Consider the following 15,452-nt stretch of genomic DNA (forward strand, 5'->3'; position numbering starts at 1 on the left):
GCCTTAAATGCCCAGCCCTTATTATGCTTGGGGCACTCTAAGAATAAGTAACAATAATTCAAGGTGCACTATGCTCACTTTTTCAAACACTTTGCAGCGTGTGGTTCAGCAGCGCGCGGAAAAAATTGCCACCATCGACGGTGATCGTCGCCATAGCTGGAAAGAATTTCACCAGCGCGTTAGTCAGTTTGCGGCTGCTCTTCAAAAGTTAGGTGTAAAGCAAGGTTCACGCGTTGCCATTTTATCGCTCAATAGTGATCGCTATTTGGAAGCGATGTTTGCCATTCCTTGGGCTGGTGCGGCCTATGTTCCGATTAATACTCGCTTAGCGGCGCCAGAAGTTGAATATTGGATGCAAAACAGTGAGAGTGAGGTGCTGTTGGTGGATCGCAATTTCCTACCAATGCTTGATCACTTGCGGGCAACTCTGCCGAAGCTGAAACACATTATCTTCATGGATAACGGCGAGCCTGCAGAAGGCTTGCCGCATTATGAAGACTTGCTGGCAGATGCCGAAGCGATCGATGCAACTCCTGTGCTGCCCAATGATCTTGTTGCTTTGTATTATACCGGTGGTACTACCGGTCGTTCGAAAGGGGTCATGCTTAGTCACCACAATATGCTGTTTAACGCTATGCAGGGTATGGTGGTGCAATCTTATAGTGGCGATGAAATTTATCTTCACGCGGCGCCAATGTTCCATGCTGCCGATGCCTATAATGCCATTTGTTTTTGTTTATTAGGTGGCACCCACGTCTTTACGCCAGGCTTTGATCCTAAACGAGTTTTGGAGTTGATCGGAGAAGAAAAAGTTACTCGAATTTTGCTGGTGCCAACGATGGTGGGCATGGTAATGAGTTATCCCGAGTTGGATGATTATGATTTGTCTTCCTTAAAGTCTATCTTTTACGGTGCTTCGCCAATGCCTGAGGCCGTGTTAAAAGCGGCGATGGCAAAATACCCAGCGATGGAATTTATGCAGGCCTATGGGCAGACCGAAGCAGCCCCAGTGCTAACCATTTTAATGCCGGAAGATCATGTGCCAGAAGGTGAGCGCTCACGTTTGTTAAAGTCTGCCGGTAAGGCAGCGCCAGGTGTTACCTTGGCGATTCTTGATGATAATGACAAAGAGTTGCCGCGCGGAGAAATCGGTCAGGTTTGCGCAAAAGGTGACAATGTCATGTTGGGCTATCTTGGCATGGAAGAGACCACAGCAGAGACCTTAAAAAACGGTTGGCTGCACACCGGTGATGGCGCTTACATGGATGACGAAGGATATATTTTTATCGTTGATCGTGTGAAAGATATGATCATTAGTGGTGGCGAGAATGTATATTCGGTTGAGGTGGAAAATGCCCTGTACCGCCACCAGGCTGTCGAGTCCTGCGCTGTGATCGGAATTCCAAGTGAGCAATGGGGCGAGCAGGTGCATGCGGTTATACAAATCAAAGCGGGCGCAGAAACTTCCGAGCAAGAAATCATTGCGCACTGTAAAGAGCTGATTGCCGGCTTTAAATGTCCACGCAGTGTCACACTACAGGCTGAGCCTTTGCCATTGAGTGGTGCGGGTAAGATCTTAAAAACAGAATTGAGAAAACCGTTTTGGGGTGATAAGGCTAAGGCGGTGAATTAATCATCGAGTCATGATAATGGGGTCAGACCCCTAAACTAAAAAACGCAGCCAATGGCTGCGTTTTTTTGGTTTGGGGATCTGACCCCGTACTACGAATGGTTGCTTTTTGGTTGGGGCTAACCCCGTCTACGTTAGCAATTAGCCTTCGTATTTTTCCATCACCAAGCAGGCATTGGTGCCGCCAAAGCCAAAGCTGTTTGAGAGTGCGCGTTTAATTTCTACACCTTCTTTCGCTTCGGTTACTACTGGCATGCCGTCGGCGGCTTCATCAAGCTCTTCGACATTGGCCGAGGCGGCGATGAAGTTATTGTTCATCATAATTAATGAGTAGATGGCCTCTTGAACACCAGCTGCTCCTAAGGAGTGACCTGATAGGGATTTGGTTGAAGCTAGCGGCGGAATGTTATCGCCAAATACTTCACGGATAGCTTTAAGTTCGGCAACATCGCCAACTGGCGTACTGGTGCCGTGGGTGTTGATGTAATCAATATCGCCATCCACAGTGGACATGGCTAACTGCATGCATCGCACCGCACCTTCACCGGAAGGAGCAACCATATCGTGGCCGTCAGAAGTTGCGCCATAGCCAACGACTTCGGCGTAAATTTTCGCGCCGCGAGCCTTAGCGTGCTCAAGCTCTTCCAGTACCAAACAGCCGCCGCCGCCAGCGATTACAAAACCGTCACGGTTGGCATCGTAGGTACGAGATGCTTTTTCTGGAGTGTCGTTGTACTTGGTTGATAGCGCGCCCATGGCGTCAAATAGAGCCGTTAAGGTCCAGTGCTCTTCTTCGCCGCCGCCGGCAAAAACTACGTCTTGCTTGCCAAGCTGAATTTGCTCCATGGCTACACCAATACAGTGTGCGCTGGTGGAGCATGCGGAAGAAATTGAGTAGTTCACGCCTTTAATCTTGAAAGGTGTGGCCAAGCAAGCGGATGTTGTGCTGCCCATGGTTTGAGTGACGCGATAAGGTCCAACACGTTTGAGGCCTCGCTCACGCAAGGTGTCAGCAGCTTGCACTAGATTTTCAGATGAGGCTCCGCCAGAGCCCATGATCAAACCGGTTCGAATGTTAGAGACTTGCTCTTCACTCAAGCCTGCATCGTCAATGGCTTGCTGCATGGAAATATAGGAGTAACCGGCAGCGTTGCCCATAAAGCGCAATGTTTTGCGATCGATGTGCTCTTTAAGGTCAATATCTACCTGGCCGGCAATGTGGCTGCGAAAGCCCATTTCTTCGTATTCAGGCTGGCGACTGATGCCAGAGCGACCAGCGCGTAGGGATTCGGTTACCGCTGAAATATTGTTTCCTAGGCAGGACACAATACCCATACCGGTGACAACCACACGTTTCATTGTATTTTCCTCATCGGGCCATTAGCCATTTTGGCCGCTTATTATTGCACAAATAAAACGGGGGTGCCTTAATTGGCACCCCCGTGTATTTTCGACTTTAGTCTGCTTAGAAAGAGTCGGTATTTTGGAATAGGCCGACTTTTAGGTCTTTGGCAAAGTAAATCTCTTTGCCATCTACAGAAACTTTACCATCCGCAAGCCCCATGACCAGCTTACGCTCGATAACGCGCTTAAGGTCAATTTCATAGGTAACCTTTTTGGCGGTAGGTAGAATTTGGCCAGTGAACTTCACCTCACCAGAGCCCAAGGCACGGCCTTTACCGCTATTGCCTTTCCAAGCTAGGAAAAAGCCAACCAATTGCCACATGGCGTCTAAGCCTAGGCAGCCAGGCATTACTGGATCGCCCGGGAAGTGACAATCGAAAAACCAGAGATCAGGAGTAATATCGAGTTCTGCGACAATTTTGCCTTTACCGTATTCGCCACCATCTAGGTTGATTTCAGTAATGCGGTCCAACATTAGCATGTTTGGTACTGGTAGCTGAGCGTTGCCTGGGCCAAATAGGTTTCCATGGCCGCACTCAAGCAGTTCATCGCGGTTGTAAGCGTTTTTAGGCTGGAATTCCATAATTTACTCTGGTTGATTAATCTTTGTGCAGCTTGTCTGCTGCAAGCCCAATAGACTGCCTGTCGCTGCCTGATTGGGAGCGCACATTCTACCTTCTAGCCAAGCTATGTCTAGGGCTCAGGGGGACAGGCTATGTCACACTTAAGACGTATGGCTGTGGTATATTGGCCGCTTCGGTACAAGACACTTACTATTACAGACAAAATAAAGGAGTTTTAGGGTGAGCACATTAACGTGTTTTAAGGCCTATGATATTCGTGGTCGTGTTCCAGATCAGTTGAATGAGGCTATCGCCTACCGCATAGGATGTGCGTTTGTGGAGTTTTTAGGGGCAAAATCGGTGGTGGTTGGCCACGACGTGCGTTTAACCAGCACATCCCTTAGTGATGCACTTATTGACGGCATTACTGATATGGGGGCAGAGGTTATTCATATCGGGCAGTGTGGTACTGAAGAGGTGTACTTTGCGGCTTTTGATCAGCCTGTCGATGGTGGCATTTGTGTAACCGCGAGCCACAACCCCATGGACTACAACGGTATGAAGTTTGTGCGTGAAGGCGCAAAACCTATCAGTGGCGATACTGGTTTGAAGCAGATTCAAGCACTTGCTGAAGCGGATAACTTCACTATAGCTACGCAAAAAGGTGCTGTGAGAAAACTAGATTCACGCCCAGCTTATATTGAGCATTTGCTGTCTTATGTTGATGCCAGTGCGCTAAAGCCGTTGAAGATTGTGGTTAATGCCGGTAATGGTGGCGCTGGTGAAGTGATTGATGCTTTAGAGTCTCACTTGCCATTCGAATTTATCAAGGTGCATCATAATCCAGATGGCAACTTTCCAAACGGTATTCCCAACCCTCTCTTAGTGGAAAATCGTGCCCCTACGGCTGAAGCCGTTATTGCCCATAATGCCGATTTAGGTATAGCCTGGGATGGTGATTTCGACCGCTGTTTTTTCTTTGATGCGAAGGGGCAGTTTATCGAAGGCTACTACGTTGTGGGTTTATTGGCCGATGCGTTTTTGGCAAAAAATGCCGGTGCCAAAGTTGTCCACGATCCGCGTTTGATTTGGAACACTCAGGCGATTTGCGAAGCCGCTGGTGGCCAAGCCGTTCAAAGTAAAACGGGGCACGCCTTTATCAAAGAGCGGATGCGCAAAGAAGATGCGGTTTATGGTGGCGAGATGAGCGCCCATCATTATTTTAAAGATTTTGCTTATTGCGACAGTGGCATGATTCCTTGGCTATTGGTCAGCGAATTAATGAGCCGTAAGCAACAGTCTTTGGAATCCATGGTAGTGGAACGCATGCGGGCGTTTCCTTGTAGTGGTGAAATTAACAGCAAGGTAAAAGACACGGATGGGTTATTGAATGCTATCGCAGGGCGTTATTCAGCTGATGCTATCCAGTTGGATGAAACTGATGGTTTGTCTTTTGATATGGGCCAATGGCGATTTAATTTACGCCGTTCAAACACAGAACCTGTCGTGCGTCTTAATGTTGAAACCAAAGCGGATACTGTATTGATGGAAGCGAAACGAGATGAGCTTTTAGGCTTAATAAAAGAATTTCAGTAGATTAAAAAGTTTTTAATAGATCCTAAATAAAAAAGCGCCTTTAGGCGCTTTTTTATTTTCGATAATTAATTACTAAAACTCTAGGTATGATTGATCTAGGGCTTTTAGGGTAGGCTCTCCAGGGGCGTGTAAGTCAAACTCAATGCTTAATTCTATGTCAGGAGCCTTGCTAGGTTGAAGAGTGCTTTCAATAGCTGATTGAACCGTGTCTGCTTGAGCTCCTTGGTGATCTTCAAACAGATCGCTCAAAAGAAGGGCCTCTTCAGCACTACTGGTCGCTGTAAGTGAGTCTTGCTTGGTTTCGTCACTGCTTAAACTGTTAGTTTCTGTGCTGTCACCTTCGGGCGCTAAGTTTAGCTCCTGTGCCCGGCTTTCAAGCAGATCAGTTAATTCGCTAAAGTTACTTACAACACCTACTTCAAAACTTCCGCCAAGACTATTGTCGTTGGCATCAAACTGCTTGCCGTGAATGCTAAGCTCGGAGTCTGAAAAGCTCATATTGGTCCAACTAATTAAGTATCCACCACCTTCAAGGGCGGTAATATGAGGCTCGATTTGTTGCTCGCTTTGGTCCTCATTGATCAATTTATTTTCGAACACGGTTTCCCCAGACGCGGTGTATCGTGACGCTAAGATATCTCTACTGTCTTCACTTGGTGCGGACCAGCTCACCACAATATCGCCGTTCTCTAAACCCGCAACCTCAGCTTTATCAAGTGAACCGTTGTCAATTCGGCTTACTAAAATAGCTTGTTCGAGAGTGGGTTCTCCATTGGCGTTATACATCATGACATAGATTTGGTTATCGTCTGCTAGCCAACTAACTGCAAAGCCGCCTTGTGGCAACTGGCTGATATGGGGGTCGCTATTGCTTGACTGACTGCCAAGTTGCAGATCAAAGGCGGAGCTATCAGCTTTTCCGGTTGAATCATAAATCTTGGCCATGGTTCGCTTTTGGCCGTCTGCATTTTGACTGTCCCAGCTGATGATAAAGCGTCCATCACTTAAGGAGCTGATTGAAGAATTGGCTTGGCTGCCTGCAGTTTCTTCATTTACCAAAATATCACTACTTAGTGCCTTGCCCTGCTCGTCAAACACTCGCATATACACATCTTTTTCGCCAGCGCTCTTGTCATCACTTGTCCAACTGATAACAAAACCGCCATCTTCAAGTGCGGAAATACTGGCTTCAATTTGCTCGCCTTGGCTGTTGGTATTGATTTGAATTTCATCGCCAAGTTTTTGATTGTTTTTATCAAAGCGCTGCACATAAATACCATTTAAGTCGCCGTCTTGGTCTTTAGATTGCCAGCTGATTACATAGCCACCATCGCTTAAACCTGTAGCGTCAGGGTTTAGTTGATGGCCGGCGTTGTAGGTATTGACTTGGATGCTGCTTCCCACGGCCTGTCCGTTTGCGTCATAGCGCTGAACAAACACGTCATAGCCTTGACCGTCTTGATCGGACATCTGTAAGTAGCTAATGACGTAACCGCCATCTTTTAATGCGGCAATTGGATCAATAGTTACAGGGTCTAGTTCGACCTCTTTAACGTTGCCTGCGCGGTCTACGAGGGTGACGCCAAAAGTATAGTCGCCGTGGCCGTGGGCCCTGCCATGCGTCAGTGGGATGGTGTGATCTTTGACCACAGTGTCTTCTCTTATAACGCCTGAATTGTTAAGGGTTTCACCAGGGTCTAACCATTTGTCTCTTTCGCGAGTAGGTGAAAAAGCGATGTCTTTAATGGTAAAAGCCACCTCTTCCTTAGTGCTTATTTCAAAGCCTGTTAGGTCTGGCCACATTAAAAGATATTTGGGAAGGTTGCCTGTATCACCAAGGTGGTGGGCTGCATCGGCTTCAACAATAGTGTCGATATTTACAGTGATCTCATCTGAGCTTTTTGTTTGCCCATAAAACGAACTCTTTGCGTGAATGTCATAAATGTCATGACTCAGATCTTGATTGATCTCTAGGGACCAGCTGCCATCGGCTTTTACTGTTGTGGTGCCTAGATGTAACTTTCCAGCGTATAGATCAATAGTACTTTTCGCTGTTGCATAACCATTAAAAGTGGGGCGCACTACATTGGTGTGGCGATCAAACATTGAAACACCACTATCGCTGGCGATATCTAGATCGATGGTTGGATTGTCGAGCGGAGGTAATACGGTGATTTTGACTGTGGCGGTATCAAAGCCTCCGCGACCATCACTTATCTCGTAAACAATAGAGTCTTCAACCGCTGTGCTATTACTGCCATCAGGAGTGAAAACTAACTTACCCGCATTATTGATACGAGCGCTTCCGTAGTTGCCTTGTGAGACAATCTTGCTGATATGGATGGGGTCGCCATCGGGATCTGAGTCATTTTTGAGAACATTTAAGGTCTGCTCTTTACTTACAGTGTAACTGTCATCTTCGGCAACAGGTGCTATATTGCTGGTGACATCAAATTCAAAATCATCGGACTCTCCACTGCGGTTGCCTGCTTTATCTACTTGAACAGCGACAATAGTGTGCATACCGTCGTCGAGTGTTTGAGTGAGTTGCAGTTCCCAATCACCATTGTCGTCAGCAGTGACAGGTGCTAAAAGATGACCGTCCAAGGTTACTGATACAAGGGCGTTGGGTTCTGATCTTCCCACTATTTTAGGTTCTTGATCGTCGGTAGTGTCGCCGTGATTTACATTGCTTTGATCATTACCTTGGTCATCGACTAGATAAGATATGGTTGGCGCCTCAATTGAGCGATCAACGGTAATTTCAAACTCTTCGCTCTTGTCGCTGAGGTTGCCTGCGCGATCTAGGGCGTAAGCGAAAAATTCATGTGTTCCTTCGGTAAGTGATTTGCTGAGAGTTAACTCCCAAACGCCATTGCCGTTGCCGTCATCTTTTACGATGGTAAGTCCGAGATCCGTATTGCCGTTAAATACTCGTATTATTGTACCGATTTCACCTTTGCCACTAAGCGCTAAGGCGTCATCGTCGGTATGGTCTTGATCATATAGCTTGCCTTGAATTGTGCCGACATTATCAATGGCAAACTCAATAGTGGGAGTGTCAGGAGCTTCGGTATCTATAACCATTTTGTACCCGATAAAGGCATCAAGGTCGCCGTCGACGGCTTTAGCTTTAAAGATAGACAGCCCTTCTGGTAATGGGGTAGTAACTTGAATTTCCCAAGTGCCATCGTCATTGGCCGTAACTGGGCCGTAGGTTATGTTTCCTACTGTCATGGTGACGATCGCGTTCGGGTTGGTTACCCCGCTGATTAAGGGGGTGTTGGTATTACTGTAACCGCCGTCTCGAATTGTTGTGTCTGGAGGAAGCACGACAGGGGGGTCTTGACTTGTATTGCTGTTGGGGGTGTTGTGTTGGGCGTTTGGATCAACCTGCAAGGTTGCACTACTGGCAATTTGAGTGCTGTTGCCGACTTTGTCGGTTACCTGGGTAGCAATATTATGCTCGCCATTGTCCAGCTTGAGCATGGTAGACCAGTCACCGTTTTCATCAGATTTAACTGTAGCTACCAACTTTCCATTGTTGAAAACTTTAACCGTAGCATCGGCCTCTGCTTGCCCGGTCACTTCAACTTTGCCGTTACTAATGGCTCTGCCTTGTTGGACTTTTGAGCCTTCATTGATGAAGCTTACGTTACTGGCTTCGTCAACACTGGTATCGACAACCACCTTAAAGGCGCCGCTAGGTTTGGACACCACTCCTTTTTTGTTTACGCTGCTGACAGTAAATGAAGTGGCGCCATCTTCTAAGTCTTTCGCTAGAAACTTCCAGTTTCCTTTCTTGTTGGCTTTAGCTGTGCCAATTAACTCGCCATCTTTAAAGATACGTATTCTTTCACCGGCTTTGGCTTTGCCATGTAGCAGCAATGAATTATCATCCGTCACTTCATTTTGTCTTAGATACCCTCTATCTCCACCCTTGTTGTCCGTAATTGATTTGATTCTGGCCATGTTTTCTCTCACTAAATTGAGTGGTTTTGGGGAATAATTGCAATGCTGATGGCAGTCTAAATGCCTATTGCAAGTCGATCTTACGAATTTTGTGATGGCATGCCATGTTTGCTGGTCAAAACCATGCTTAAGTGAAGGTAGTAACGACTAATAGTTAGTCTAGTTACTGTTTTAGTTTGATGGGAAAAATTTTGACTGTTAGAAAGTGTTAGTTTTTTTGCTTGATTCGTCTAGCTGATTTGTCAACTTGTTATCCTTTACTTTCTTAATTTGTGTACCTTTGGTTATTATGTTTTAGGGGAGTAATTTTCAATCGAACGGCTTTCGATTGAAATAAAAAAGCCCAGTCTATGAGCTGGGCTTGTGCTGTTGTTTAATTTTCTTGCTTGAAAATCATGCAGAAAACGCTCGGCGCCTAGCGATAAGTAATAAACCGCTCATCATTAGGGCAATGCCCCAAGGCCCAAGTGTTGGTACATTTTTCGGTGGGTTCCAGATGCGGTTATTGATATCGATGGTGCCGCAAATGTTGCTGTTGTTGCTTGCGTCGGGATCGGTTCCCGCTGTTGTTGCAGCAGCACAGTTTTGCATTTGAGCGCTACTAAATGCCATGACCTTAACCGGTACAGTAACGGTAGCGGTTTGTGTGTTCGCTAGGGTGCCTAGCTCACAGCGCAGATCTTGGCCGCTAATCGTGCAATCGCCACTGGAACCGCCATTGATAGACCAGCGTGCGCTACCATCAAGTTCCATATCGGCTGGCAGTGTATCGCTAACAACCGTGTCGTCGCTGTCTAGCGGACCATCATTGCGCAGGCTGATAGTCCAACGGAACGGTTGTTCAAGATCGGCTTCGCTGATATCGGCTCGCTTTTCCACAACAACAAGATCAGTATGGGCGCGTAAACTGGTCGGCTCATCTTCCGAGTTGTTGCTCACAGCGGTTTCCGCTTCATTGGCATTGATGCGGGCTTCATGTCGATGGGTATCGCCACCGCTATCGGGTTTGCTCAAGTAGCGGAAAGTTAAGTAACGGTGCCCGCCAACGGTAGCATCAACATCCATCTCGTCAGTTTTTCCGGCAACGGTGTTGGCCAAGCAGCGTAAGGTTAATGTTGCTGGTCCTACAATTGGATTGCTACCAGATTGCACGGTACAAGTATCAGCGTTGCTGCCGCAGCTGTCTCCAGCGTTGGTTTCATCACACATGAACTGTACGCTTTTTCCGTCTTTTGGAGTGATGTCATATTCATAGTAAACACCGGTGGCGTAAGAGGGCCCGCGGTTTTTATAGTTCACATCGTACACAACATCATTGTTGGCATTGTCGCCGTTATTGCTAGCGTCCCAGAAAAAACCATCCTTGTTATCAACTACATCAATTAATAAATCAACTTGATCTTTAGTGATGGTGAGGTCAACTGGGCCAAAACTGTTGTTACTCTGATTGCTAGCCTCTTCAAAGGTATCGGTACTCACGCTGGTGCTGTTTTGAAAAACGCGACTGCCACTTTGTCCCGCTAAATAGTTTGGGCGAATGGTCAGTGTAATGGCGCGTGTAGCACCGGCTCCCATGTTGCCTAAATCACAAAGTAGTGTCGGGTTGTCGGCCGCGGTGTAGCTATTGCCTGCCGTCAAGCCGGTACAGCTGGCTCCTGTGCTTGCAATAAATGTAAAACCTGGGTCGCCAGCGGGAAGAACAAAAGTATCGGTAAGCTCAACATTATTAGCGGTTGATGCGCCTCGGTTGCGTACAGATATTGTGTAAACCGCATTTGCACCAGCGGGTGTAGAGCTTGGGCTAACAACTTTGTTGCTGAGCTCAATGTCGACGGCCGCTGCTATATTTAAGCTACTACTGCCACTGTTATCGCTGCGATCGCTATCGCCAAAGTCCGCTGAGAAAGCATCGGCTGTATTAGTGAAGTTGCCATCGCGAATTGGGCGATCCATTTTAATCACTATGGTATCTACCGCACCCTGGCTAAGACTGCCAGAGTTTTGAGTACAGCGAACTAAACTGCCGGTAGTACAGTTATAGTTGGCGGGGGCACTGTGAATGCTAACGCCACTGGTATAGCCACCGATTGAATAAAAGGCCGGCACATAGTCTGTCATCACAATACCGGTCGCGGGCGTCGTTGAGCTATTGCGAATTTCGATACGGTAATAAACACTTTCTTCATTTTGATCTAGTGTGTTATCGCCACCAGTTGGACTGCCAGTCGATGTGGACTTAACAACATTTAGATTAACCGATAAATTGCTGGCCGTTACACTCGCTGAAGAACTGTTATTGCTGCTATTGAAGTCACCAGGAATACCAGAGTAATTAACAGTCGCATTATTGCTTAGGGTTCCTGCGGCATTGGCTCGGGTTCTAATGGTTAGCGTGGAGCTGTTAGAGTTCGCGCTCAGATTACTGTTGTAAGTACAGATTACGGGGCTTCCCGATACGCAGGACCAGTTACTGCCGGTAAAACCAACATAGCTTTCATTCGCAGCCAGCTGATCGTTAACGGTAACGGTTCCGCTGTTAGCTGTGCGAGGTCCCTCATTACGCACAGTAATAAAGCTGTACATTAGCTCGCCAATAGCAACGGGATTGCTGCTGCCGCCATTACTTGCTGCGCTTTTCGTTTTTGTTAACGACAAGTCTAAACCGTCGGGTGTAACACTGATATTGGTTTGATGGCTGTTATTGGCAAGTCGTTCTGTCGCTTCGGCACTTGTTGTACTGATGCTCGTGCGATGCTCGTAGCTGCTCAGAGTGCTTGGAGATGCGGCAATTACGGGCACGGTAATATCGTCACTTGCTCCGACAACATAAGCGCTGCGTGTACAGCTCGCTGTTGTTGGGCTGTTGATAGCACAACTCCAGCCTGAACCCGTTGGGGTGCTGGCAATACTAAAGCCACTGTCTACTTCGTACGTTACTTCAACATTGTTTGCATCTAGTGGGCCTAAATTGCGCGGACGCAAAGTGAAATTGAGAGCCTCACCGCCCACAGCGCTCGCTTGCGGGCGCAAAATGGTAACAGCAACATCGGTGCCTGCTGTCACTGTGGTGTCAGCGCTACTGTTATTGTTGCTTAGCTCTGGATCGCCTGTGTCGGATTCAACGCGACCAAGGCTGATTAGGTTGCCTAGTTGGGAGCCTGTGACTTGGGTTCTGAAGCCTAGATTGCTACTGGCGCCATTACTTAAGCTGCCGCTGTAATTACAACTCAGCTGTTGACCACTCAAACTGCAATTCCAGCCGCTGCCGGATACTGAGCCCGCAACAAAAGTGACGTCCACAGATAGATCGAATATGGCGCGAATGCCATTTGATGTATTCGGGCCTAAGTTTGCGATGGTGGCTGAGTACTGGATGTCTCCACCGGCGATAACGCTGCTAGGGCTGGCGTTCAAACTTAAGGCCAGGTCGGCACCGTCATTAATAGTGGTGTTCTGATTTACGCTATTGTTACTGTTGTTGCTGTCGCTACTGCTGGTAGCAATATTGGCGCTGATGGCAATGGTGCTGCCAGTGCTAGCGTTGGTACGAATTACGATATCGACATCTTGCTGGCTGTTTGCCGCCAATGTGCCAAGCGCGCAGTTAACTTCGCCGGGTGTGGCTCCATTATGTAGGCAGCTAGGGTTGTTGGCGTTTACAAACTCGGTGGTGGCCGGCAGCGGGAAATTTAACACGACATCATCGGCTGCATCACCGGCGGCATTCTGCGCGGTGATAGAGTAGGTGATGTTGCCTCCGCGGCTAGCGGGGTCTGGGGTGTCGATGATTTGCGGAATTAACACGTCCGCAGCAAAAAGCTGTGCGGATATCAGTGATGCGGGTAAAGCAATTAGTGCAGGTGACCAGCGCTTCTTCTGGGCGCGACGGACACTCTTTTCAAACTGTGGCATGCAACCTCCTTACTACTTAAATACATACCGTTGAAAAACTGAACTTAATAGCTAATCAGGATCCTCTCTAATTAAGTAAAAAGTACCAATAAAGATTTAGGCGCCGGAAGTGTAGGCCAAAATACTGAAGGCACAATGAATATTTTTAAATTGGTAGAAAATGTAGGTGTAAATCAAAAAAATTAACAATATCAATATCTTGTGGTTATTTTAGATATTACTTATGAGAATTTAGATGTCATTAAGAGAGCGCTGAAAGGCTTGCTAAGTTTAAAGTGGGAGCTGGGTTAGTTTGAGAAAGGAGGGGAAGCTAGGCACCCTAAAGGGTGCCTGTGGGAGCTGTTTTTAGTGATCGCGTCCTACCGCGAAATCCGCTAGTTGTTCCATGGCGGTTTTAAATTTTGATGGCGGAAGGTCGGCTAAAGTTGCTTTGGCTTGCTCGGCATGGTCAATGGCCGCTTGCTTAGTATCCTCTAGGGCGCCGGTTTTACGAACAATTTCAACAATGTTATTGAGTTGTTCTACGGCGCCTTCGCGGATTGCATTGGCGATTAGATCGCGATCCTTTGCATCCCCCTTAGCCATTGCGCGAATCAACGGTAGGGTTGGCTTGCCTTCGGCTAGGTCATCACCGACATTTTTACCCAGTGCTTCGGCGTCACCTTCATAGTCGAGGGCATCATCTATAAGCTGGAATGCGAGCCCTAGGTGGTAACCGTAAGCTTTTAAGCTCTCTCTTGTGGTCTCGGGTGCCTGGCATAGTACCGCGGCAGTTTCACAAGCGGCTTCAAACAAGGCGCCGGTCTTCTTATGAATCACCGTATAGTAATTAGCTTCATCAACTTCTGGGTCTTTGGCATTCACCAGCTGTTGCACCTCGCCTTCCGAGATGGTGTTGGTGGTATCAGACATGATCGCCATGATATCCATGCTGCCGATTGCCACCAGCATTTGGAAGGCGCGGGAATAAAGGAAATCGCCAACCAAAACGCTAGGGGCGTTGCCCCATTGAGCATTGGCGGTCGGGCGGCCTCTGCGCAGCTCACTAACATCAACAACATCGTCGTGCAGCAGTGTTGCCGTGTGAATAAACTCGATAATGGCTGCCAGATCGATGTGCTGTTTGTGTTGATAGCCTAAGGCGTTTGCGCACAGCAAAACCAGTAGTGGGCGAAGTCGCTTACCACCGGCGTCGACAATATAATGCCCAATATTCTCTACCAGCCCGACATCGGAATGCAGTTGATCAATGATTAGCTGGTTGACGGCGGCAAAGTCGTCTTCGACCGCTTGGTGGAAGGGCAGCATAGTGTGGGCCTTAACAGGGTTGATACATCAAAGGCGCGATCCTAGCAGTCAGCTTGGGCAAGCTCAATAGTTGCGGGGGTTTTCGCTCTATTTCAGCTGTGGGTATTTTGAGCAATTTGTCTGCTCAAAGGCTTGTTGTAAGGGCTCTGATGAAGTAGAATGCCCGCCCTTTATACGACGCAAGCCCTGTGAAGCATGGGAGTTAACCGGTGCTTTTAAAAGCAAAAGTTGTTAAATATTAATGATTTAGCTGCTTCGTGTCGTCCAAAAGCGATCGGGTCAAAAGCCTGAAAGCAAAAACTGGAGCATACAATGTACGCTGTAATTAAGAGCGGTGGTAAGCAGCACCGTGTAGTGGAAGGCGAAACCCTGAAGCTGGAAAAAATTGAAGTAGCCACTGGCGAAACTATCGACTTCGACGAAGTATTGATGGTTGCCAATGGTGACGACATCAAAATTGGTGAGCCGACTGTTGCTGGCGCCAAGGTAACTGCTGAAGTAGTTAGCCACGGCCGCGGCGAAAAGGTAACTATCATCAAGTTCCGTCGTCGTAAGCATCACATGAAACGCCAAGGTCACCGTCAGTGGTACACCGAGGTTAAAATTACCGGTATTAAAGGCTAATCGCTTTTAATAGTATTCGATCAATTCGCTTTGCTTTAGGCCCCGTGAGCACTGGGCATATAAATCTAAAGTGAGGCCCAACAGAGGAAGATTATCATGGCTCACAAAAAAGCTGGTGGTAGTACTCGTAACGGTCGCGATTCGGAAAGTAAACGCCTTGGTGTTAAGCGTTTCGGTGGCCAACAAGTTTTAGCTGGTAACATTTTGGTTCGTCAGCGTGGCACTAAGTTCCACGCTGGTGAGAACGTAGGTATGGGTAAAGACCACACCTTGTTCGCCAAAGCAACTGGCGAAGTTAAGTTTGAAGTTAAAGGTCCTAAAAACCGCAAGTACATCAGCATCGTTGCTGCTTAATTGCGAGACCTGTCGCTAGGCGACACTTCAGCTTTGCGTAAAAGCTTAAAGAGAGCCCCGTTCAGTTTCTGGATGGGGCTTCTTTTTAC

At 47.5% G+C, this 15,452-nt stretch carries 9 protein-coding genes; 4 read left to right on the forward strand and 5 right to left on the reverse strand.

Going from position 1 to position 15,452, the window contains the following annotated elements:
* Nucleotides 1–70: 70 nt before the first annotated feature.
* A complete protein-coding gene (locus tag Q1A08_RS07255; protein ID WP_299771343.1) occupies nt 71–1,633 on the forward strand; it encodes a long-chain-fatty-acid--CoA ligase in 1,563 nt (520 codons plus the stop codon).
* Nucleotides 1,634–1,771: 138 nt separating this feature from the next.
* Here the strand turns inward: Q1A08_RS07255 and fabB are convergent, their stop codons facing one another.
* Entirely contained in the window at nt 1,772–2,989 is a 1,218-nt protein-coding gene (gene fabB / locus Q1A08_RS07260; protein WP_299771344.1) for a beta-ketoacyl-ACP synthase I, read from the reverse strand.
* Nucleotides 2,990–3,095: 106 nt separating this feature from the next.
* On the reverse strand, nt 3,096–3,620 hold the full coding sequence (gene fabA / locus Q1A08_RS07265; RefSeq protein WP_299771882.1) for a 3-hydroxyacyl-[acyl-carrier-protein] dehydratase FabA: 525 nt from the start codon (nt 3,618–3,620) through the stop codon (nt 3,096–3,098).
* A gap of 217 nt (nt 3,621–3,837) precedes the next feature.
* Between fabA and Q1A08_RS07270 the strand changes: the two genes are divergently transcribed.
* On the forward strand, nt 3,838–5,193 hold the full coding sequence (locus tag Q1A08_RS07270) for a phosphomannomutase (RefSeq protein ID WP_299771346.1): 1,356 nt from the start codon (nt 3,838–3,840) through the stop codon (nt 5,191–5,193).
* Nucleotides 5,194–5,265: 72 nt separating this feature from the next.
* Here the strand turns inward: Q1A08_RS07270 and Q1A08_RS07275 are convergent, their stop codons facing one another.
* The 3 genes from Q1A08_RS07275 to Q1A08_RS07285 all read right to left on the reverse strand — a co-directional run bounded on the left by Q1A08_RS07275 (nt 5,266) and on the right by Q1A08_RS07285 (nt 14,385).
* Nucleotides 5,266–9,165 carry an Ig-like domain-containing protein gene (locus Q1A08_RS07275; protein WP_299771348.1) on the reverse strand — a complete coding sequence of 1,300 codons (3,900 nt, stop codon included), beginning with the start codon at nt 9,163–9,165 and terminating at the stop codon, nt 5,266–5,268.
* Between the two features lie 393 nt (nt 9,166–9,558).
* The gene (locus Q1A08_RS07280; protein ID WP_299771350.1) at nt 9,559–13,077 is read right to left on the reverse strand and encodes a hypothetical protein; all 3,519 of its coding nucleotides are present in this window, start codon (nt 13,075–13,077) and stop codon (nt 9,559–9,561) included.
* Between the two features lie 345 nt (nt 13,078–13,422).
* Entirely contained in the window at nt 13,423–14,385 is a 963-nt protein-coding gene (locus Q1A08_RS07285; RefSeq protein ID WP_299771352.1) for a polyprenyl synthetase family protein, read from the reverse strand.
* Between the two features lie 312 nt (nt 14,386–14,697).
* Between Q1A08_RS07285 and rplU the strand changes: the two genes are divergently transcribed.
* Nucleotides 14,698–15,009, forward strand: a complete 312-nt coding sequence (rplU, locus tag Q1A08_RS07290) for a 50S ribosomal protein L21 (protein ID WP_299771354.1) — start codon at nt 14,698–14,700, stop codon at nt 15,007–15,009.
* Nucleotides 15,010–15,105: 96 nt separating this feature from the next.
* Nucleotides 15,106–15,363: a 50S ribosomal protein L27 gene (gene rpmA, locus Q1A08_RS07295; protein ID WP_299771355.1), complete on the forward strand. Its 258-nt coding sequence runs from the start codon at nt 15,106–15,108 to the stop codon at nt 15,361–15,363.
* Nucleotides 15,364–15,452 lie beyond the last annotated feature (89 nt).

Origin of the sequence: uncultured Pseudoteredinibacter sp., from assembly GCF_947500695.1 — a bacterium.
Classification (GTDB): Bacteria; Pseudomonadota; Gammaproteobacteria; order Pseudomonadales; family Cellvibrionaceae; genus Pseudoteredinibacter.